The following is a 20,221-nucleotide window of genomic DNA, read 5'->3' as shown; positions in this document are numbered from 1 at the left end:
GCATCGTCCCGATCTCATGTAGAATGCGTGTCTCAGACATAGCGAGGCTGCGTCCCGAGGGCTTGAATCGGCGCTCATATGCCAGGACGGCACTGCTTAGATGGCAAAGCTATCCCCTGCCCAGATCCGTGCATTGACCGCGCTCGAGGCGGGCGTCGAAGTCAGGATGACGCCCGGTGGCGTGCCGATCGGGCACATGCCCGACGGCGTTCGATCACATCGGACCTTTTGGCGTCTGCGTATCCTGGGCTTCGTTGCCATCAAGCCCCGGCCATCGGCCAATTACTGGGAAATTACAGAGGCTGGCAGAACCGCGCTGCAGGCAGAGAAGTAGCGCAACAGGCAGGCCCGATCGGTCCCCCGGATCGCCTTCGACCGTCAACGCCGGCCATTTTAGGGCATGACCAATAACGGAACCAAAGCCTAAAAATCTGCTCCAGAAGGCAGCAGGACTTTTGGGGGATGCAGCAGGCATGCCCGAGCCAGGGCGACGACCGGTGAGACGGACGTGAGGAACTATCGCGCCGCTCATCGGTTGAGTCCTTGTCGACTTTAGACAGCCCAACTCGCCCGCTGCCTGACAGGCCAGCGGGCTGTTCTTTTCCAAGAGGAGAAGGCGTAGAGGGCGCTCGCGAACGCGAGAAGCGACACGCAGTGGGCATCATGCCCACGGTCCTAGTACAGGGCCTGCTAACCCCAAAGGAGCAGGACCGGTGAAACCGATTTTCTGTATTTTCGAACGCAGCTTCGACCGCCATCCGATCGAGGTGAACGTGAATCTCATCCTCTATCTGGAGGGCAATGACGACGGCACGACGACCATGTATTTCAGGAGAGACGAATTCGTGGTCGTCAGGGGCACCCTCGCGGACACCCGCAGGCATATCGAAACCTGCACGTCGATGACCCCGCCAGCGGACGTCGCAGCCTGAAAACAAGGAGCAAATTGCCGCCGGCAGGAAACCCGCATTGCTCCCTTCCCCTGCTTGCCCGCTCGCTGCCCCCAAGCGCGGCGGGCAATTTTTTTAACCATGGGATTTCAGGCGGTCTTGATCCCGAAAACGCCATTGCTAGATTTCCGCACTGGAAGAGCCATCATTGCGCTCGCGTTTGTGTGGGATGGTAGGAATGGACGAAGCGCAGGAGACGACGGGTCGTTCTGAAGAGACAGAGACCAAAATCCCGATATTCTGCACATTCGAACGGAGTTTCGACCGACATCCGATCGAAGTGAACGTGACTCGCATCTGCTATATCGAGGGCAATGAGCCCGACAGCTCGACCCTGTATTTCGACAGGGAGCACTTCGTGGTCGTTCATGGCAAGGCCGAGCAGATCCGGGCACGGATCGAAACCCGGGTTTGGCAGTCGCAGATCCTGCTCCGATAGCCCCGCTCCCGCGCAACAAGCGGTCCGGCTGCGAAGCCCTGCGCTCGGCGAAAAGCAGCGTTGCCGGGCCATCTCGGCTTGCGCCACGGGCTCGATCAGCCCGCCATATGGTTCATCATCGACCCCACGCTAAGAGCACCGCAGGGCTCGAGTGGGGGCGCGAATGCCGGTGACCGGGTCTACGGTGCTACCTCAACGGCAACTGCAGTCCGGTCAGGAGGATTGAGAGATCCGGTGAAATTGGTCTGTAATGCGAGGCTATCGGTACCCGTAAAGCCCGGATTCGGCCGATACGTGACTGCAGTCATCGGTATCATCCTGGCATTGCATTTGTAGAGATGGCTTGTCGTCGGGTAGGCGGGATGGTCTTTCACGTGAACAACCGTGGCAATGCCATTGCGCGGAGGCGTGATAATCTTGACGGAAGGTGGCAGGTCATACATGACGCAATCGTTGGCGACCTGATACGCGCTGTACACCGTGACGGACTGATCTTTTTTCGTATGGCGAGTAACGGATGGGCCAACCCTCAACCCCTTCTCGAGTGGTTTATTGTCGGCACAAGCTCCCAAGACACATGCTACCCCTAACGGCAATAAGATATAGACCTGCCTCATGACTTGCATACCTTTCCCTGAAACTTCGACTAATCAACGACGAAGGGGATCTGAATGCAAGTTTAAATTTATCCGAACTACATACACGCGCCAACTACAATAATTCGAATAATTATCTTCATATAAATTCTTATTTTAGTGGAGGTTATAATGTGTTTTTAAATTTAATTTCGTATTATTATAGTTTACGAGCCTAAATTTATCTATAAATTCAAAATATTTATTATTATAATCTTAGTTTTTATATAAAATTACGTCGTCTCATGCTTTTTCATGCCCTCGACGCCTGAATTAACTGATACGGCCACCAGGATAAGCATTGGCGACCTTTGTGACGGCGCCGAGAAGGCGCCCGGCGATCTAATTGTCGATCTCGGTTCGCCCCCTGTCTCAGAGGCCGGCATATTCTAAGTCGGACAGGAAGGAGCCACACGGATCGGAGAAGCGTGCATTTGCAGGCACGGCTGGCGTCAGATGATGCCATGCTCTTTTAGAAGTGCCTGCTCGTCGCCTGATACCCAACCAAATATCTTCGCCTCGGAATCCAGTATCTGAACGAAATAGTGGACATCAAAATCGATCACTTTGTGCCCTCGACCCTTCTGGGCATAGGTGGCGGTCCAAGCGACATGGGCTAGGCAATGACATTCGTCTATGGAGGAAAGGCGGACATTGCGTATGCGCATCTCTGTCGTCCCGATTGCCCGATAATGTGCATATCCCTGCACGATCGCCTGTTTGAACTGATCGTCGTTCTTTCCAGTCATGACGCCGGCGGGTGCGGCGCCGATAAATTCGGGCGCGTACAGTGAGGCGACCTCGTCCATGTCCGCATGGCCACCGAGAGACTGATTGCAGAAGTTCTCGTATCGCTCGAATAGCTTCCTTACAGCCGCCTCCATCATAGCGTTCTCCTGGAAACTCGGTACTGGACAGCCAGAACTGCGGTGCTTCCCATCCGTTCCAAGCACAATTCCGCCACCGTACGCTATCGCCATTCCGCCGGGCGGTTCGAGCATTCCTCGGGAACCGAATGCCACCGAGCGAGTTCGTAAGCTCGCATAGCAGACGAGAGGGCGCCACATCGATCCTGCGCACAGATTGATTTGCAGCTTTCGATGTCGGCGCCAGAGCAACAACAAGAACATCTTGCAGCAAGGCGGAACAATGAGCGGGACTGAGGGGGACCTCGATCCAAGAACGGAGCGCAGCCCGGCTGTCGAGCCAAGCAAGCCACGTATACTCAAAGTTCTCGGCCCGGGCTTAATCACCGGCGCTTCGGACGACGATCCCAGCGGAATTGCGACTTATTCCCAGGTGGGTGCGCAATATGCCTATGGCGCGAGCTGGACCCTGTTGTTTTCCTACCCCCTCATGAGCGCCATCCAGATGATCAGCGCCCGTCTCGGACGAACCACGGGACGAGGCATAGCCGGCAACCTGCGCAGATATTATCCCAATTGGCTGGTCTATACGGGCGTCTGCCTGCTGGTGATCGCCAACATCATCAATATCGGGGCCGATATCGGCGCAATGGGCGACGCCGTCAAACTCATCATCGGCGGCCCGGCCCTGGTCTATGTCGTGCTTTTCGGAGCCGGATGCGCAATCGCACAGGTATTCCTGCAATACAAGAAATACGTTCGCATTCTCAAATGGCTCAGCCTGGCCTTGCTGAGCTATGTCGCGACGCTTTTCATCGTAAAGATCGACTGGGCGGCTCTGGCGACGGGATTCTTTACGCCGCATATCGAGTTTTCCTCCGACTATCTCATGGCAATTGTCGCAATCTTTGGCACCACCATCAGCCCGTATCTCTTCTTTTGGCAGGCCTCGCAGGAAGTGGAGGACCTCAAGGAAAAGCCCAAGCGCCACCCTTTGAAGGATAGTCCGGAACAAGCCAAGGAGGCCGATCAAAGGATTGAACTGGATACGCTCGCCGGCATGGGCATTTCCAACTTCATTGCGCTGTCCATCATGGTCACGGCGGCCGCGACGCTCAATGTGCACCACATCACCGACATTGGCAGTTCAGCGCAGGCGGCTGAAGCGCTGGAGCCCGTTGCAGGCAAATTTGCCGAGCTTTTGTTTGTCATCGGCATCGTGGGAACAGGGCTCCTGGCCGTGCCGGTGCTGGCCGGATCGGCCGCTTACGGGCTCGGAGAAGCGCTGCGCTGGCCCACCGGACTGGCCCGCAAGCCCAAGGACGCCAAGGCCTTCTATGCCACGATAGCGATCGCAACCATGCTCGGCGTGGCCTTGAATTTCGCCCCCGTCAATCCGATCCAGGCCCTTTTCTGGAGCGCTGTGGTGAATGGCGTCGTCGCTGTGCCGATCATGGTCATCATGATGCTGATGTCGACCGACAAAAGAATCATGGGCGAGCAGGTGATCGGCGGCTGGCTGCTTGGCCTGGGCTGGCTCTCCACGGGTGTCATGGCGCTATGCGCCGTAGGGATGGGCGCGTCTGCCGTCTTGAACTAGCCGTATCGACGAAAAGCCGCTGCCTCGGCCAGGGAGCCTATTGCACTTCCATCTCCCGCACCGACAACGGCCCCGTTCGTAGCATCGGCGGCCATCGTTGCATCGACAAACGCCGCGGCAATCCAACAGGCAGCACCTGCCCCACACCGGGCGCTGAGTTCCGGCCGATCAAAACACCGACAACAGCGAGGCAACATGTCCCGGCGAAGATCGCAGTAAGGCCCGCCCCCGATCGACACCGGCAACGGGACCCGTAGTTGCGAAATCGGCCGGGCGCTCAAGCAGGAGGAGGACACGCGGGGCGCCATGCCCCTATCCTACTTCGCCTCGATCGCCAGGTTGACGAAACAACATTTAACAAGATCAAGCTTCATCCCGTGACCCGGCCGACCTACCCTCTTCCTTGCTTCCATCGCGCCCGGCGGAAGCAATCGCCAGCAGTATTCACAGTCTGTTGGCGAGGCCCGGCCGCCTCTCCATTCGATCGAGCGGCCGGGCTCCTTCAGGCCGTTTGATTGCCGTGGAATGTCGAGATGATCTGCGGCAGATGGTCGGCGAGGAACTGGCTCGCCTGGGCCGGATCAACGCCGAACTTCTCCGCCAGCGAGGTGACCATAGGCGAACCCAGGGCCTGGGAAATCTGGTCGGCCGTGACCGCCTGATTTTCTCCGTTGCCGATCCACGACGAAACTGCTTCGCCCAGTCCGCTTTGCGACAACTGGGTCGTCAGCCCCTGCAGGCCATCAATACCGTGTTGCCCGAGGAGATCGGGCAAGTGCTGTGACACCAAATCGGAAATCGAGCTTCCAGTCTGCCCTTGCAATGCACCAAGAATGTTGTCGAGCAATCCCATGACATCCTCCAGAAATGATAGCTGGCTTGCCTGCATAGGCTAGCAACTCGTAAACAGCCCCCGCCCCACAGGGTAACGCTAGGTAACATTATGATGCAAGGCCCGGTCGCCCTTTCATTGAACGATCGGCCAGGCTCCGTTGGCCGCGGACGCCGGAAACAACTCTTAACAACATCCCGCTTCGTTCCGGGACGCTGCCGATTTAGCCTTCAAGCGCTCCTGACCACTCGGGGGAGCCGCCGGCTGTCCCGCAACGACATGGCCGGCAGGCCCGGCCGCATGCCGCCGACTGATCCTCGCGGCCGGGCCACCCCAAACCGGGCCGAAGCCCTCCGTGTGCCCTCCCCCGTTTCACCGGACAGTCGACCCGGGGTCGAGATAGCCCTGATGCGCTGGCGAGGGAAGCTATCCCAGGGCGGGATGGACTGCTCCAGGCAGTTCAAGCCCAAGATCACGTCAGTCTCGCGATGAGGCGACCGGGTATTTCTGGCTCAAAAGACATCGTAACTGGTTGCGGGCTATGGCACCTTTGATTTGAACCTGCGATCGCAAACGCCTGCTTCTATTCACACGAGAATGAAGCGCCAAAAGCAAACCCCGCCAAGTCATTGCTTGAACGAGAATTCGTAAATCATCCCCCATAGGCGGCGACAGCCGGCCCGAACATGCCTGGTTCCAGCTTGGCGCCAAGACCGGAACGTTGCGGAACGGTATCCGTTGCAATGCAATCCCAACGGACTGGAACAATTCGGGGCCCAGCGAGATCTATCTGGAAAGCATAGCCGGCAGGTCGCGAATCCGACGCGAACTCCTGGTCATGTATCCGGCAGGCCGGCTGGGAGAGCCGCGCGACATCGGCAATCTCGCGGTATCGCTTGCCTCCAATGAGAGGCGATTTGCGACCGGGCATGTTTTTGTGATGGACGGAGGCCGCACCAAGAAGCTGCCGCATCAGACGGGCTCGCCTGGAGGGCACCCAACTTCCGTTTCACGGCGAAATTCAGCGTGGTGTAGCAATAGTGCAGTGGGCACGAGTGACAACGACAGTCGGATGAACCAACCCCTTATACAATACTAATTATTTGAAGCAGGCATTAAACTGTAGAAACTTGAGAGGTGTTTTGACAGCTTTGGCAAGCCCATGCCAATTCTCAGCATCAAAAAACAGGCTATCTCCTGTTTCCAATTTATGACTATTCAAGCCATGGCGATATATCATCTCACCTTCCAGCATGAAAATCAAAACATACCCCTTTCCTTGGGATGATATGTTCGAATATTCATTATCATAAATCACCACCAAAGAGGGGTTGGTGTTAAGAAGATCGTTATAAGAATCGACAGAGCCAAGATCTAAGTTATAGACACCTCTCTGGACAGGGAATACACTCGATCCAATCACATCGGCTTGCCTGACAAAGATAACTTTACGACGCCTCTCTGTTCGTTTTATCAGCGTAGACAATGAAACGCCCAGAATTCTTGCCAAGGACTGTATGATCGTCAGGGAGGCGGTGATGGTGCCTCGTTCAATCTTCGACAGGGTACCACCTGAAATTTGAGCCGCGCGTGCAAGATCGACGGCAGAGATCCCTTCACGCTCCCTGCAGACCCGTAGCTCTCGACCGATCGCGACCGGAAGGCGTTCCTTCTTTCTTCTTACCGACAATCGCGCCCTCCCACCGCCAAATTGCTCAATGGCATTGTGCCGCCTTAAGCCGATGCATGCGCTCCAGCAGGGAAGGAGACGCCGGCTCGAACGCCGACGTAGTCCGGCTGACCTGCTCTCCATCGATGATGCCCGCTTGTGCCCTCGCGGAAAGATCGCCACGAGCGCATGCCTTTGCCCTGCCGTTGGAGCAGGATGTCCGCGCCGGCCTTTCAGGCAAGCCCCCCGAGGAAAGCCGCACCGGTAATCGCAATAACGGCTCCGGCCGAACGGACGAGAAGTTCTCCGCGGCCGTTTCGCGATCTGCCGATTGCCAGGCCGGCTCCCACGCCGATGGCATGCAGCATGGCGGTTCCGAGCATGAAGCCCACGCCATAGGTGAAGCCGCCGATATTCTCTGGCATCTCGGCGCCATGCGCATAGCCATGGAAGATCGCGAAAAACCCGACGAGAGCCATTGCCACAGGTACGGCCGCGCGCAACCGAAAGGCAACGGCGGCGCCCAGCACGAGCACGGAAAGGCCGATGCCCAGTTCGACAAACGGCAGCGTTACGCCGGCCAGTCCCAGTACGCCGCCGAAAGCCATGACGACCACAAAGCTCAACGGGACGAGCCAGATCGCCCGCCCGCCCAACTGGGCAGCAAACAATCCGACGGCGACCATGGCAAGGATATGGTCCGGTCCACCGACGGGGTGAAGGAAACCATGCGCGAGCCCGCTGGTATCGCCGATGCCCGTATGAGCATTGGCAGCGGCTGTCATGGCGCCGACAAGGATCGCAGCAAGCAATGGAACGGTGCAGCGGGATTTCATGGGCTATCTCCTTTCGAAATCAGTCAGAGGCCCCCGAGATCTCATTTTCTCCGGGGCATGGGCGAATGGCCGAACGCGGCTTGGCAACACAGCGAGAACAGCCGATCGGTGGCTTTGCGAGCCGCGATCGCATCTGCAGCAAGACAGCGAATGCCCAAGCCGACCGCGTTGGGGAGGACGCTCACACCAATGATGGAACGGCCCTCGACCTGCGAGCACTGCAGGTCAGCCTGGGAAGGAAGACGGGCAGGAGGAGCGAGGACGAGATAGCTCGCCATGACCTGCCAGCGCCCCATCGGTGAAGTTTGGCTGCACAGCGCATCGCCGCCGAGCCGGAAACTATCGCGGACGACCAGCCTCCCGCTCGAATTGCGGATCACGACATCCGAACTGAGCTGGTCGAAGCGGCGTCCTTCAGCCCGGGGATCATGCGTGGTGAATGCATCGCAAAGGAACATGACCGCGTCATCCGCCAGGCGCGCCTCCAGGCTGGCAGCAAAGGACGCACCTGGAAAGAGCACGAGCGGGTCGGGCGCATAGGCCAGAAAAGCCCCGCCCTCGACCTCGATGACAGTCCTCTGTTGAGCGGGCCGGCCCTGGCAATCATGAACGATCGTGGCGGCCTGGGTCGTTATGTGGGCGGCAGCGCCCGCCCCCACTCGAAATCGGCATGAGAGCCGTTCCCCTCGATAGAGACCTCCGGATGACGATTGCTGATAGAGCGTAAGCAAGGAAGGAATGGCCGGATCCAGCCGGAAAGGCCGCGTCAGATGAAACGGGTAGGAGACGAACTGGCGCGCGAGCGTCGTTCGCGCACCATGCCGGATGAAGTCCAATTCGAAACGGCCCCGATGTTCGGCCATGATGTGCACGGCCGGATCACCAGGTGACGATGGTGGCTGCCAATGCTGCGTCATCGGAACAACACGTCAGCCAGGATGCGGTCCACGATTGCGCCGATGCCCTCGGCCTTGCGGCAATTGGTCAGCACCAGCGGACGACCGTGGCGGGCCGCGCCGGCCTCGCTTGTCATGCGGTCGAGATCGACGCCGACATGGGGCGCCAGATCGCTCTTGTTGATGACAAGTAGATCGCATTTGAGCACGCCCGGGCCATTCTTGCGGGGAATGTCGTCGCCTCCTGCCACATCGATGACGAACATCCACCAATCGACGAGGTCGAGCGAGAAGGTGGAGGCCAGATTGTCGCCGCCGCTCTCGATCAGGATCAGTTCGGCATCGGGAAAACGCTGCTCCAACTCGTCGGCAGCGGCGATGTTGAGGGTGGGATCTTCCCGAATGACGGTATGGGGACAGGCGCCAGCCTCGACAGCCGCAACCCTCGCCGGATCGATCAGGCCGGAACGCCGCAGACGCTCGGCATCTTCCGCCGTCACGAGATCGTTGGTGACGACCGCCAGCGAGACACCTCGTGCCGCAAAAGCCGGGATCAGTCGTTCGATGAGCGCCGTCTTGCCCGAACCGACCGGCCCGCCAATGCCAACCCTGGCAGCGCCCACGCGGGTCGATGGCCGATCCTTCAACAGATACGTCGCGTCCATGGCGTCACCTCAGCATATAGCGTTGTGCCAGCGGCAGCTCCCGCGCCGGCTCACATGTGGCAAGCTCGCCATCGACAAAGACGTCGAAGGTCTGGGGATCGACGCGTATCTGGGGGCAGACGTCGTTATGGAGCATGTCCTTCTTGGATAGCCCCCTCGATCCCCGGGAGGGCAGCAGCGCCTTCTTCAAATCGAGCGTGGAGGCCAGCCCTCGGTCGATGGCGGCCGGATTGACGAAGCAGGCCGACAGCGCCTGCCTGGCCCGCCCGAACGCTCCCCATTGCGGACGCAACAAGAGGGGTTCGCAGGTCATCAGCGAGGCTGCGCTGTCCCCCATCGCGCCCCAGGCTATGAAACCGCCCTTGATGACCAGTTCGGGCTTGATGCCAAAGAAGGCCGGGCGCCAAATCACGATATCCGCGATCTTGCCGTCCTCGAGCGAGCCGACATGGTCGGCAATGCCGAAGGTGCGTGCCGCATTGATGGTGTATTTCGCGACATAGCGTTTGATCCGCTCATTGTCGCCAAGACGCGTCTTCTCCTCAGGCAGGCGCCCTCTTTGCTGCTTCATCTTGTCGGCGAGCTGCCAGGTCCTGCAGATGACCTCGTTGATGCGGCCCATGCCCTGGCTGTCCGACCCCAGCATCGAGATCGCGCCGATATCGTGCAGGACGTCTTCGGCGGCGATGGTCTGCGCCCGGATGCGGCTTTCGGCAAAGGCCACGTCTTCGGGTATGGAGGGGTTGAGGTGATGGCACACCATCGTCATATCGAGATGTTCGTCGAAGGTATTGATGGTATAGGGATTGGTGGGATTGGTGGAGGACGGCAGGCACCATGGCACGCCGGCAACACGGATGATGTCGGGCGCATGACCGCCTCCCGCACCTTCGGTGTGGTACATGTGGATGGTGCGTTCCTTGATGGCCGCCAGCGTATCTTCCAGGAAACCGGACTCGTTCAGCGTGTCGGTGTGAATCTGGACTGGAAAGTCCATATCGTCGGCAACCGACAGGCAGGTGTCGATGGAAGCGGGCATCGTGCCCCAGTCCTCATGCAATTTGAGGCCGAGGCAGCCCGTTTCGATCTGTTCGACCAGCGAGGCTGGCTTGTGCGAGTTGCCTCGCCCGAGGAAACCGAAATTGATCGGCCATTGCTCGGCGGCCTGCAGCATCTTGCCGACATTGAAAGCGCCGCCGCAATCGATGCCGACGGTGATGGGCCCAAGCGAACCGCCCAGCATCGTGGTGATGCCCGAGGCGATCGCGTGCTCGCAAAGCTGGGCGCTGTCGAAGTGGACATGGACATCCAACGCACCGGCAGTGGCAATGAGGCCCTCGCAATCACGCACCGTCGTCGCCGCCGAGACGATCAGGCGAGGGTCGACATTGTCCATGATCGCTGGATTGCCGGCCTTGCCAATGCCGACAATACGCCCGTCCTTGATGCCAAGATCGCCCTTGACGATCCCGAGCACGGCATCGATCACCGTGACGTTGCACAAGAGAAAGTCCAGTGCCCCTTCGGCGCTGGTCACGCCCGCGGCTAGGCCCGCGCCATCACGCAGTGTCTTTCCGCCGCCGTGAAGACATTCGTCGCCATAGGTCGCGTAGTCCTTCTCGACCACCGCGATGAGCGAGGTGTCGCCGAGCCGGAAGCCGTCACCCGTGGTTGGTCCATACATCGCGGCATAGTCGCGCCGGGAGAGCGATGCCATCTGTCTTCTCCTTTCAAGCGCCACGAAAACCGGCGGCACGAGCACGCTCGAGGGCCGCTGCCTTGGCGTTGGGATCCCGGGCCGAGCCGTCCGACAACGCATTCAGTCCCGAAAGCATCTGCTGCCCGCCGAATGTGGTGAGCTCCACTTCTCTCTCCTGCCCCGGCTCGAACCGCACCGCCGTACCGGCGGCGATATCGAGGCGCATGCCGAAGGCGGCGGCGCGGTCGAACTCCAGAGCCCGGTTGACCTCGAAGAAATGGTAGTGGGAGCCGATCTGCACGGGACGGTCGCCGGTATTGACCACCCGAACAGCCCGTTTCTCCCTGCCGGCATTGAGTTCGATTTCGCCTTCCTCGCTGACGATCTCTCCCGGCTCGAAACTGTCGTGAGGGCCGTCGGGGGCAGGACGCAAGGGATCGTGAACCGTGACCAGCTTGGTGCCGTCCTTGAATGTCGCCTCCACCTGCAACATGGGAAGCATGGCGGCGACACCGGACATGACGTCGTCCTGCGTGAGAATCTGCGATCCCAACGCCATCATTTCCGCCACGGAGCGTCCCTCGCGTGCCCCTTCGAGGATCTCGTCGGAAATCAGTGCCACGGCTTCGGGGTAATTGAGCTTCAGGCCCTTGGCACGTCTTTTGCGGGCCAGCTCGGCTGCAGTGAAGATGGTCAGGCGTTCCAATTCAGTGGGCGTCAGCAGCATGAATGTGCTTCCCTCTTTGACCGGGCTAATTGGAAAACAGCCGCTGACCGCCGCCGCGATGAAAAGAGACGGCGATTTCAGTCAGCGGATTGAACGAGCGGATCGGTTCGTCGTCGGCCACCGGCTCGCGACAAATTCCGGCAATGACCGGCAGGGCCACGGTGAGGATGGCCTGCGCTTCGATGGCACCGATCAGACCCAGTCTGATCGCGGCGGTAGCCAGCGATGCGGCGGCCTGATAGCCGCCGATCGAGGCAGCCGCGGTTTCATCGAGCCCGACCGACCGCCAAAGCAGGCCCTGCATGACGGCCAGATGTCCGCAGGCGGAGCCCTCACGCACCAATGCCCGGTAATCCGACGCTTTGGGCGTACCGATGCGGGCGTGGGTCGTCAGCAGCGCCATGCCGTTCCGGCGCGAGCCGGCCCTGAGACCATCCACGAAGGTCGACGCTTCGACCTCGCGGTCCAGCTCCGCCACCCCTGCCAGTTCGCTTCCGCAGCGATGAGCCCTGATCAAGGCGACGCGATCGGCCCCGGCCCAGCGATGGCCGAGCTGCGTGAGGATGAAATCGGCAAGGTCCCAGCCACCCAGCGTCTCCTTCAGGAGCGCTGACGCTTCCAGCCCCTGGGAGAACGCAAAGCCTCCGGATGGAAACTGGCTGTCGGCATGCTGCAGCGCCACCAGCAAAGGGCTCGGATCGAGCGTGCTCATTGGTGCTCTTCGGCCGCCAGAACAGCTCCGCTCCTGACCAGCGGGTCTATGCGCGCAATATAGTCGGCGGCCGGGCCATCCAGCGAGACCAGCAGGTCCTTGCCCTCGAAACGCACGCGCCAATGCAGATTGCCGGCATGATAGCCCAGCTCCAGCGCTTCCTCGGCCCCACGCGGTGAAAGCCTGAGCCAGCGCTGTTCGCCGGCTTTGACGACGATGGCCCTGCTGGCCTCCATGAGCAGCACCGCCCCGTCGAACAGCTTCTGGTTGCGCGGAAGCGTGATGGCGAGCTCTTCGCCACGTTCGGTCCGGGCGAGCAGGCGGCGACGATCGAGATCCCCGACAGCGATCTTGACCACCTCCAGATCACCGTGATGTTCGAGATGGTGAAGATGCTCATGCAGGCCGGGATCGGTGCTGGCCCCGACAAGGCTCTCGATGCGAAGCATGCTGGGTTCCTCCCATTGTCTGGTTGCGGCGCCTGTCCTCGCAGCGCGCTACAGGCTCATATGCCGGTGGACGAGTTCGTGAGTGAGTTCGCTGGTCGGTCCGGCCGCCGCGACGCGCCCCTTTTCGAGAATGGCGAAGCGGTGTGCCGCTGTTCGAGCAAAGCGGATCTTCTGTTCGACCAGGATGATCGTGAGGCCGTGATCACGGTTGAGCGCGATGATTGCCCGCTCGATATCCTCGACGATGTTGGGCTGGATGCCTTCGGTGGGCTCATCCAGGATGAGGAGGCTTGGATCGGTGGCGAGAGCGCGGGCGATGGCCAATTGCTGCTGCTGGCCGCCCGAGAGGTTCGTTCCCCGCCGTCCAAGGTGGTCCTTCAGGAATGGAAAGAGGCTCCAGACAAGCGGTGGCACGTCGGTCTTGCGATCGGTGCGCGCATTGCAGCCAAGCAGGATGTTGTCGAGCACGCTCATGCCCGGAACGATTTCCCGCCCCTGGGGCACATAGCCGATGCCACGCCGGGCGCGATCATGGGTCAGGGCCCTGTCGATCTCGTGGCCCTGGAATTCGATGCTCCCCGTGGTGCGCACCCCGATGCCGAGAAGGCTGCGCAGCAATGTGGTCTTGCCCACGCCATTGCGTCCCAGGACGCAGAACGTCTCGCCCTTGCGTATCTCCAGATCGAGGTCGTGGATGATATGGCTGGTACCATAGAAGGCATTGACATGGCTGATCTTAAGCATGGCTGAGCGTCGCAGAACCGAGATAGGCTTCGATGACAGCGGGGTTCTTCTCGATGTCATCCGCCGTTCCCTCCGCCAGGACCGAACCTTGGTGGAGAACGGTTATGGTGCGGCAGATCCTGCGCACGAACGCCATGTCATGCTCGATGACGAGCACGGTGTGTTCACCGGCCAGCGCCAGCAGGAGCTCGGCGGTCTTGTCGGTTTCGGCAGCCGTCATTCCGGCGGCTGGTTCGTCGAGAAGAATGACCTTGGGATCCTGGCTGAGGACCATGGCCAGCTCCAGCCATTGCAATTGGCCGTGGGACAATTCCCCGGCCTTGCGCTTCATGAAGGATGACAGCCCCGTCCGTTCGGCGACCGCCAATTCCCGGTCGGTCGGCCCCCGCGAGAAGCGCCGGAACAGATTGTCGCGAACCTTGACGTAGCGGTTGCTTGCGATCTGCAAATTCTCGAGCACCGTCATCTCCTTGAAGACGGCAGGTGTCTGGAACTTCCGGCCGACGCCGCCACGCGCAATCGCCGCCTCGCCGATGCCGGTGATGTTGCGGTCGCGCAGCCAGATCTCGCCTTCCGACGGCAGCACCTTTCCGCACAGCAGATCGAGCAGCGTCGATTTGCCGGCACCGTTCGCACCGATGATGACCCTGAGTTCACCATCTTCGATCGACAGGTCGACATTGCTCACGGCCGGAAAGTCGTCGAAGCGGACGGTGAGATTGCGGGTCGTCAGAATGGGCGGAGTCGCTGCCTGCGGTCGTGCGGCCTCTATCCTGGTCACGGCGTTCATGGGTAGGCCTCCCGTCGTGAGGAATTGTCACGCGGGGTGCGTTCGAACCACGCTTTGATGAGGCCCACGATGCCGTTGGGCATCACCAGCACCACGAAAACGAACAGCCCGCCCAGGATGATCGGCCAAACCGGCTGGAGGACGGCATTCTCGCTGGCATAGGAGCCGACGAAATTCACCAGCAAAGCCCCGATACAGGCGCCCAGCAGGGACGCCCGCCCGCCGGTCGCAGCCCAGATCACCATGGAGATGCTGAACGACGTCGCCATCAGGGAGGGTGAGGCGAACTCCGCCGTCAGGGTGAACAACATGCCTGCCAGCCCTGCTATGGTGGCCGAGAGGCAGAACACGAATAATTTGTAGCTCTCGACGTCATAGCCCAGATAGCGGGCCCGGGCCTCGTCCTCGCGGATCGCCTTGAGAACCTGTCCGATGCGAGCGGAAAGAAGCAGGCGAAGCCCGAGCACGACGAGAAACAGAATGCCGGCAACGGCGTAATAGACGCTGGGTCCGTAAGGGTCGAATTCAAAACCGGCAATCGTCAGCGGGGCAAAGCTGGCAAGGCCGTTGAAGCCGCCGGTCAAGGGCTGATTGTTGATCACGAGCAGTTGCCCGATCAGCGCGAACGCCAGGGTGATGATGCTGACATAGACGCCCGTCGTGCGCCGCTTGAACATGACATAGCCAAGTCCCGCGGCCAGGGCACAGGGCACCAGCAATCCCGCGATCATGCCGACCGCGACCCATCTGAAGGGAATCCACAGGAAGGAGCCCGGGGTGACGCAGCAAAGATCGCGCACGGCGTCCGGCTGCATATTGAGCAGCATCAGATCCGGCACCGGGTTGTTTTCGGGCACCGCCAGCGTGAGCGACATGGCAAGCATATAGGCGCCCATTCCAAAGAACAGGCCCTGGCCCAGGCTGAGTATTCCCGTATAGCCCCAGGCCAGACTTATCCCGACGGCACAGATTGCATAGACGAGATAGGTCGCAACCCGGTTGGTCCAGAAGCTGTTGAGGAAGAACGGGAGGGCGAACACCACCGCAAAGAACACTATGTAGGCGGCAATGGAAGTGCTTCGATATGTCATACGCTCATCCATGTCTTTGGGAGTGTCAGCGGCTCTTGGTCACGAACAGGCCTTGCGGCTTGAACAGCAGGATGAGGATGACCACGGCAAACAGAACGGTGCGGCCATACACATCATTGAGCCAGGTGGCGACGAAGCTCTGAACCTCGCCAAGTATTCCGGCAGCGGCGAAGGTGCCCAGCAGCTGGCCCACGCCTCCGGCGACCACCACGAGAAAGGCGTCGACGACATAGGAAGTTCCCATGTCCGGCGACACTGTCTTGAACCCGGAGACGAGAACACCTGCTACACCCGCAAGACCGCAGCCATAGGCGAAGGCAAGGGCATTGACCTTCTTGTCGTTCACGCCGCAAGCGGCAGCCGTGTTCCTGGCCACCGATACGGCTCTTAGCTGGCTACCAAAGCGCGTGCGGTAAAGGAGCCACCAGGTCGCAGCCCCAAGCAGGACGGCGATCCCGAAGACAAATGCCCGATAGACCGGAATGTTCGCTCCCAGCAGATGCCAGGTCTGTTGCAGCTCGACCGGTACCGGGACGTTTTGCAGGTCCGCTCCGAGCCCATCGATCTTGATACCGAACAGGGCCAACCCGAAATGGATGCGGACGAGCTGCTGCAGAATGAGGGCAATGCCCCAGGTCGCCAGCAAGGTGTCGAGCAAACGTCCGTAGAGACGGCTGACGACCGAGCGTTCGATCGCCAGGCCGAACATCGCCGTGACCAGGAACGCCAAGGGCAGGCACAGATAGATATTCAAGCCCAGATGACGGGTCGCCAGCACGGTGACGTAGGCACCGATCATCACCATCTCGCCATGGGCGAGATTGATGACTTTCATGGTCCCGTAAATGATCGCAAGACCGAGTGCGACCATGAACAGGATCGATCCGATACTCAGCCCGATGACGAAGGTTTCCATCTCAAACCCGATCGCAAGTGGCCGGTGGCCGTGCAGTGCCTGCAGCGGCCTGGAGTCCGACCGATGACGCGTTAGAGCGAAGCGCCGCTCGTGGTGCAGAGGCGTTTCTCCGCGCTTTCCCCGACGCTGGAATAGGGCAGCGGCAGCAGCGGCTCGGGATATTGGTCGACGATGTCGAGCAATCCATCGGCCCGTGTCTTGCCGATGCGGGGCGTCAGGTAGCTGTGGAGGTTCTGCGGGTCGATCGTGACCTTGCCTTGCGGGGCGTCGAAGGACATTCCGCCGACGGCCGAAACCACCCCCTTGGCCGTGAATTCACCCGCCTTCTCGGCCGCCATCGCCCACATGTGAACGCCGATATAGACCGCCTCCATTGCGGCATGGGTTACGGCATCGGCGCCGGCATAGGCCTTGAACGCCTTCACGAAAGCCTGGTTCTGCGGCGTTTCGACGGTCTGGAAATAGGGCAGGGATACGTAGCTGCCGAGGGCATATTCCGGCCCCATGGCCTTGATCTCGACCTCTGTCGTGGTCGACGAGCACAAGGGCAGCTTGTCGAAACTATAGCCCTGGTTGCGCAGCTCGCGATAGAAGGCGACGATCGAATCCCCGACGACATTGGAAAAGATCACATCCGCGCCGCTCGCCCCGATCTTGGACACCATCGATGCCCATTCGGTGTGGCCGAGCGGCAGATATTCGTCGCCGACGACCTCCATGCCGATCTTCTGGCAGATTGTTTTCGAAGTCTTGGCCATGCCCCGCGGAAAGGCATAGTCGGAACCGACGATGAACAGCTTGCTACGTCCAAGCTTCTTCTTCAGCCAGGGCAGCGAATTCTCGAGTTGCTGATTTGGGACCGCCGATCCGGCATAGAGTACGTTCTTGGAGCACTCTTCTCCCTCGTACCAGGTCGGCCATACCAGCAGGCTTTTGCGGCGCTCGACCACGGGCAGCACCGCCTTGCGGCTGGCGGTGGTGTAGCAGCCGAAAATGACCGGCACCTGGTCTTCCATCACCAATTTGCGCGCTTTTTCACTATAGGTGCGCGGCTCGGAAGCAGGATCTTCGATCACGGGGCGCAATTGCTTGCCGAGCACGCCTCCTTTGGCATTGATCTCGGCAATTGCCATCTGGGCACATTGATTCATCGATTTCTCGACGATCGCCGTCGTGCCGGTGAGCGAATACATGATGCCGACCGGCACCTCTTCGGCTGCCCAGGCGCGATCGCCCAGACGCAGGATGGCTGGTGCTGCCAATCCCATGGCCGCGAATCCGCTTGCCTGGAGAAAGGCACGCCTTGTCTTGTCGTTCATTACCCCTCCTCTGCGCCTCGATGGGCGCGTCCTTGTCTTCGAGCCGCCCCTCGCGGCCGTGCAGGATCATTCGGAAGTCTCGCGAGCGCGCCGAGCACGCCCTGACCGTTGCGGTCCAGCCTCACCAGCTCAGCAGGAGGGCTGCAGTCGAAAGATGATGAACCGGGCTCCTTCTTTTCGATGTGGGTCCTGCCGCATGGGCGCGCACGAGCCCCAGGCGACAAGGTCTGGACAAAGGTTTTCGGATAGAGAGTAAAAGCATTGCCTCGCACGCGCCGGCTCGCGCATGCTCAGTGTCGCCGATACTGCAAGACAGGGAGGCCAACAGCCTTGTCGGCCTAACCAAAACAAAAAACCCGCCAACTCCGAACAGGAGTTTGCGGGCTGCACAGCCAAATGGCGAAGACTACACTGTCGATCGCCGAGAGTGACGCCGTTTCACCGGACGTCAACTAAGTTTCATACTAGGCACGACTTTCCTTGAACGTCAAGAGCTCATAAGCATTGATAATTGCGGTGGCGACATCGTCCATCGCCACACGTTTGCCCATCGCCTGTTTGCGTATGCTTTCATAGGCTTCCGGTTCGCTGAGCCCCTGTGTTTCCATAAGAATGGTCTTGGCTCTCAGGATCCGGTTGTTGCCGGCGAGTTTGCGTTCGAGCTTGCGGATCCGCTTGGCCGCGCTTTGGCGCTCCATCCACAGCGAACGGGCGATGATCAGGTTGGTGAGCAATCCAAAGGGACGAATGGGCCGCTCGATCACGGCCAGTGCACCGCATTCGAGCACCACCTGGAGCGTGCTCGGATCTTCGAACGACACGACGGCCAAGACAGCAGGGTCCGAGGGTTCGACAGGCCTGAAAAGGCGCAGAATCTTGTCCCGGTTTTCTTGTTCGATGGAGACCAACACGACGACTGCGGTCGCGCTGACGGCCTGAGGCAGCGGCCATGTCGTTTCACAGCTGCAGCCGATGCGGCGCAGATGTTCGACCAGCGCCACGCCCTGGGCATCGGGTGGATGTATGACCTGCACGCGCAGGCCCTTGAGATCCTTGAGCAGATGGGCTGTCATCGCCTGCTCCCATCAGGCCTTGCGACGCGCGGGGGTCAGACCGCTGGCCCAGCCGTCATGCGCTGCGGTAACGAAATAAGGGTCCGGCCTTACCCGTGCCTCCGACTCCCAGATGACGTCGAATTTGCCTTGCGGATTGAGCCTGCCGATACGCGCCCACAGTTCTGTATGATGGTTGTCGGGGTCGATACGAATCCGCCCCTGTGGCGCGTCGAATTCCAAGCCCGCCAGATGGCGCACAAGGGCGTCGGGATTGTCGGTCCCGGCCCGTTCAAGCGCCGCTGCATAGAGATATGTCTGAAAATACGCGGCTTCCGCGCTGGCAGTCACCGGCGCATCCTCGCCGAAACGCTGTTTGAAGGCCGTGACGAAGCGCCTGGCGGCCGGCGTGTCCAAAGTCTCGAAAAACGACGCTGCCGTCAGGTGCCCTGCGGCCAATCCCGACGGCATCAGGGCCACCTCCGCCTCTGTGGTCGCCAGGCTGGCAATGGGCATCGCACTGGGGTCGAAACCCGCTTCCCGATAGGCCTGATACAGAAGCACCGCCCCCGTGCCGACGACGTTGGACACCAGCACGTCCGGCTTGAGCTCCTTTATACGTTTGATGACCTTGTCGAAATCCTTTCGAACCGCTTCAACCGGAACATAGATCTCATCTAGAATCGTTCCGTCTGCCAAGGTAACCAGGTCGCTTACGACACGATTATATTCATATGGAAAAACATAGTTTGAACCAACCAGCAGAAATCTCTTGCCGTAATTCTCGATCAGATATTGCGCCAATTGGACAGCATTCTGATTTGACGATGAACCCGTGTAGAAGCAATTGTTGGAATATTCAAATCCTTCATAAAATGTAGGATAGAATAATAATCCGCGATAGGCCTCGATCTCCGGAAGAACGGCCTTTCGTGCCGTCGACATATAGCAACCGAAGATGACCCGGATCCGATCTTCGGTCAGGAGCCGAACAGCCAGTTCGCGATATCGACGCGCCGAACATTCAGGATCGTAGAATGTCGGCGCAATTCTTCGCCCAAGCACACCTCCCGCAGCGTTGATTTCTTCGGTGGCCAGGAGCGTCGCATTTGCTTCGGCTATTTCCGCGGCAGCTGTTACGCCGCTCTTGGAAAATAGAACGCCGATTTTCCAATCGTCATTGGTCACAACTATCACCTGAGAACGGAGCACAGACAGGAATACGCCTGTCGGGCCGGTCGACACAGGCGAGAGCGGGAAACGCCACTGTTTCTCCGGCTATAGGAGTATACTTGCAAGGTTGCGAGTGCAATGCGTCAGCAGCGCGTGGCGGC

General features: G+C 59.9%; 22 protein-coding genes. 5 read left to right on the top strand and 17 right to left on the bottom strand.

All coding sequences use genetic code 11. The features are described from left to right. Positions 1–100 precede the first annotated feature (100 nt). The 3 genes from ABXS05_RS25805 to ABXS05_RS25795 all read left to right on the top strand — a co-directional run bounded on the left by ABXS05_RS25805 (position 101) and on the right by ABXS05_RS25795 (position 1,389). Complete coding sequence (locus ABXS05_RS25805) at positions 101–334, top strand: hypothetical protein (RefSeq protein ID WP_367625833.1); 234 nt, start codon at positions 101–103, stop codon at positions 332–334. A gap of 379 nt (positions 335–713) precedes the next feature. Further along, positions 714–932 carry a hypothetical protein gene (locus ABXS05_RS25800; protein ID WP_311939580.1) on the top strand — a complete coding sequence of 73 codons (219 nt, stop codon included), beginning with the start codon at positions 714–716 and terminating at the stop codon, positions 930–932. Between the two features lie 196 nt (positions 933–1,128). Next, a complete protein-coding gene (locus ABXS05_RS25795; protein ID WP_367625832.1) occupies positions 1,129–1,389 on the top strand; it encodes a hypothetical protein in 261 nt (86 codons plus the stop codon). A gap of 1,087 nt (positions 1,390–2,476) precedes the next feature. Here the strand turns inward: ABXS05_RS25795 and ABXS05_RS25790 are convergent. Further along, on the bottom strand, positions 2,477–2,908 hold the full coding sequence (locus ABXS05_RS25790; RefSeq protein ID WP_367625884.1) for a DUF6841 family protein: 432 nt from the start codon (positions 2,906–2,908) through the stop codon (positions 2,477–2,479). 265 nt (positions 2,909–3,173) lie between these two features. Between ABXS05_RS25790 and ABXS05_RS25785 the strand changes: the two genes are divergently transcribed. After that, on the top strand, positions 3,174–4,490 hold the full coding sequence (locus tag ABXS05_RS25785; RefSeq protein WP_367625883.1) for an Nramp family divalent metal transporter: 1,317 nt from the start codon (positions 3,174–3,176) through the stop codon (positions 4,488–4,490). Positions 4,491–4,992: 502 nt separating this feature from the next. Here the strand turns inward: ABXS05_RS25785 and ABXS05_RS25780 are convergent. Next, on the bottom strand, positions 4,993–5,343 hold the full coding sequence (locus ABXS05_RS25780) for a YidB family protein (protein ID WP_367625831.1): 351 nt from the start codon (positions 5,341–5,343) through the stop codon (positions 4,993–4,995). A 700-nt stretch (positions 5,344–6,043) separates the two neighbouring features. Between ABXS05_RS25780 and ABXS05_RS25775 the strand changes: the two genes are divergently transcribed. Further along, on the top strand, positions 6,044–6,421 hold the full coding sequence (locus ABXS05_RS25775; protein ID WP_367625830.1) for an SDR family oxidoreductase: 378 nt from the start codon (positions 6,044–6,046) through the stop codon (positions 6,419–6,421). Here ABXS05_RS25775 and ABXS05_RS25770 read toward each other — a convergent pair whose 3' ends face one another. The 15 genes from ABXS05_RS25770 to ABXS05_RS25700 form a co-directional block, all read right to left on the bottom strand. After that, on the bottom strand, positions 6,422–7,012 hold the full coding sequence (locus tag ABXS05_RS25770; protein ID WP_367625829.1) for a helix-turn-helix domain-containing protein: 591 nt from the start codon (positions 7,010–7,012) through the stop codon (positions 6,422–6,424). A 212-nt stretch (positions 7,013–7,224) separates the two neighbouring features. After that, positions 7,225–7,827 (bottom strand): HupE/UreJ family protein, encoded by a 603-nt coding sequence (locus tag ABXS05_RS25765; protein WP_367625828.1) that lies wholly within the window; start codon positions 7,825–7,827, stop codon positions 7,225–7,227. A 41-nt stretch (positions 7,828–7,868) separates the two neighbouring features. Then, the gene (locus ABXS05_RS25760; protein ID WP_367625827.1) at positions 7,869–8,744 is read right to left on the bottom strand and encodes an urease accessory protein UreD; all 876 of its coding nucleotides are present in this window, start codon (positions 8,742–8,744) and stop codon (positions 7,869–7,871) included. Next, complete coding sequence (ureG, locus tag ABXS05_RS25755) at positions 8,741–9,388, bottom strand: urease accessory protein UreG (RefSeq protein WP_367625826.1); 648 nt, start codon at positions 9,386–9,388, stop codon at positions 8,741–8,743. Before ureG ends, ABXS05_RS25760 begins: the two co-directional genes overlap by 4 nt. A 4-nt stretch (positions 9,389–9,392) precedes the next feature. Continuing rightward, positions 9,393–11,105, bottom strand: a complete 1,713-nt coding sequence (ureC, locus tag ABXS05_RS25750) for an urease subunit alpha (protein WP_367625825.1) — start codon at positions 11,103–11,105, stop codon at positions 9,393–9,395. 13 nt (positions 11,106–11,118) lie between these two features. Further along, positions 11,119–11,814: an urease subunit gamma gene (locus ABXS05_RS25745; protein ID WP_367625824.1), complete on the bottom strand. Its 696-nt coding sequence runs from the start codon at positions 11,812–11,814 to the stop codon at positions 11,119–11,121. Between the two features lie 25 nt (positions 11,815–11,839). Continuing rightward, the gene (locus ABXS05_RS25740) at positions 11,840–12,526 is read right to left on the bottom strand and encodes an urease accessory protein UreF (RefSeq protein WP_367625823.1); all 687 of its coding nucleotides are present in this window, start codon (positions 12,524–12,526) and stop codon (positions 11,840–11,842) included. Continuing rightward, positions 12,523–12,975 carry an urease accessory protein UreE gene (ureE, locus tag ABXS05_RS25735; RefSeq protein ID WP_367625822.1) on the bottom strand — a complete coding sequence of 151 codons (453 nt, stop codon included), beginning with the start codon at positions 12,973–12,975 and terminating at the stop codon, positions 12,523–12,525. Before ureE ends, ABXS05_RS25740 begins: the two co-directional genes overlap by 4 nt. 48 nt (positions 12,976–13,023) lie before the next feature. Then, complete coding sequence (gene urtE / locus ABXS05_RS25730) at positions 13,024–13,719, bottom strand: urea ABC transporter ATP-binding subunit UrtE (protein ID WP_367625821.1); 696 nt, start codon at positions 13,717–13,719, stop codon at positions 13,024–13,026. Next, complete coding sequence (gene urtD, locus ABXS05_RS25725; RefSeq protein ID WP_367625820.1) at positions 13,712–14,509, bottom strand: urea ABC transporter ATP-binding protein UrtD; 798 nt, start codon at positions 14,507–14,509, stop codon at positions 13,712–13,714. Before urtD ends, urtE begins: the two co-directional genes overlap by 8 nt. Beyond that, positions 14,506–15,600: an urea ABC transporter permease subunit UrtC gene (urtC, locus tag ABXS05_RS25720; protein WP_311939607.1), complete on the bottom strand. Its 1,095-nt coding sequence runs from the start codon at positions 15,598–15,600 to the stop codon at positions 14,506–14,508. Before urtC ends, urtD begins: the two co-directional genes overlap by 4 nt. A 25-nt stretch (positions 15,601–15,625) precedes the next feature. Then, a complete protein-coding gene (gene urtB, locus ABXS05_RS25715; RefSeq protein ID WP_367625819.1) occupies positions 15,626–16,516 on the bottom strand; it encodes an urea ABC transporter permease subunit UrtB in 891 nt (296 codons plus the stop codon). 71 nt (positions 16,517–16,587) lie between these two features. Beyond that, positions 16,588–17,835 (bottom strand): transporter substrate-binding domain-containing protein, encoded by a 1,248-nt coding sequence (locus ABXS05_RS25710; RefSeq protein ID WP_367625818.1) that lies wholly within the window; start codon positions 17,833–17,835, stop codon positions 16,588–16,590. A 464-nt stretch (positions 17,836–18,299) separates the two neighbouring features. Then, positions 18,300–18,908, bottom strand: coding sequence for an ANTAR domain-containing response regulator (locus tag ABXS05_RS25705; protein ID WP_068290287.1), 609 nt, complete (start codon positions 18,906–18,908; stop codon positions 18,300–18,302). A 12-nt stretch (positions 18,909–18,920) separates the two neighbouring features. Further along, entirely contained in the window at positions 18,921–20,075 is a 1,155-nt protein-coding gene (locus ABXS05_RS25700) for a transporter substrate-binding domain-containing protein (protein ID WP_311939615.1), read from the bottom strand. Positions 20,076–20,221 lie beyond the last annotated feature (146 nt).

The organism is Labrys neptuniae, from assembly GCF_040797145.1.
GTDB classification, from domain to species: Bacteria; Pseudomonadota; Alphaproteobacteria; order Rhizobiales; family Labraceae; genus Labrys; species Labrys neptuniae.
The sequence above is the reverse complement of the archived record's forward strand: the minus strand, read 5'-3'. Positions and strand labels throughout refer to the sequence as shown.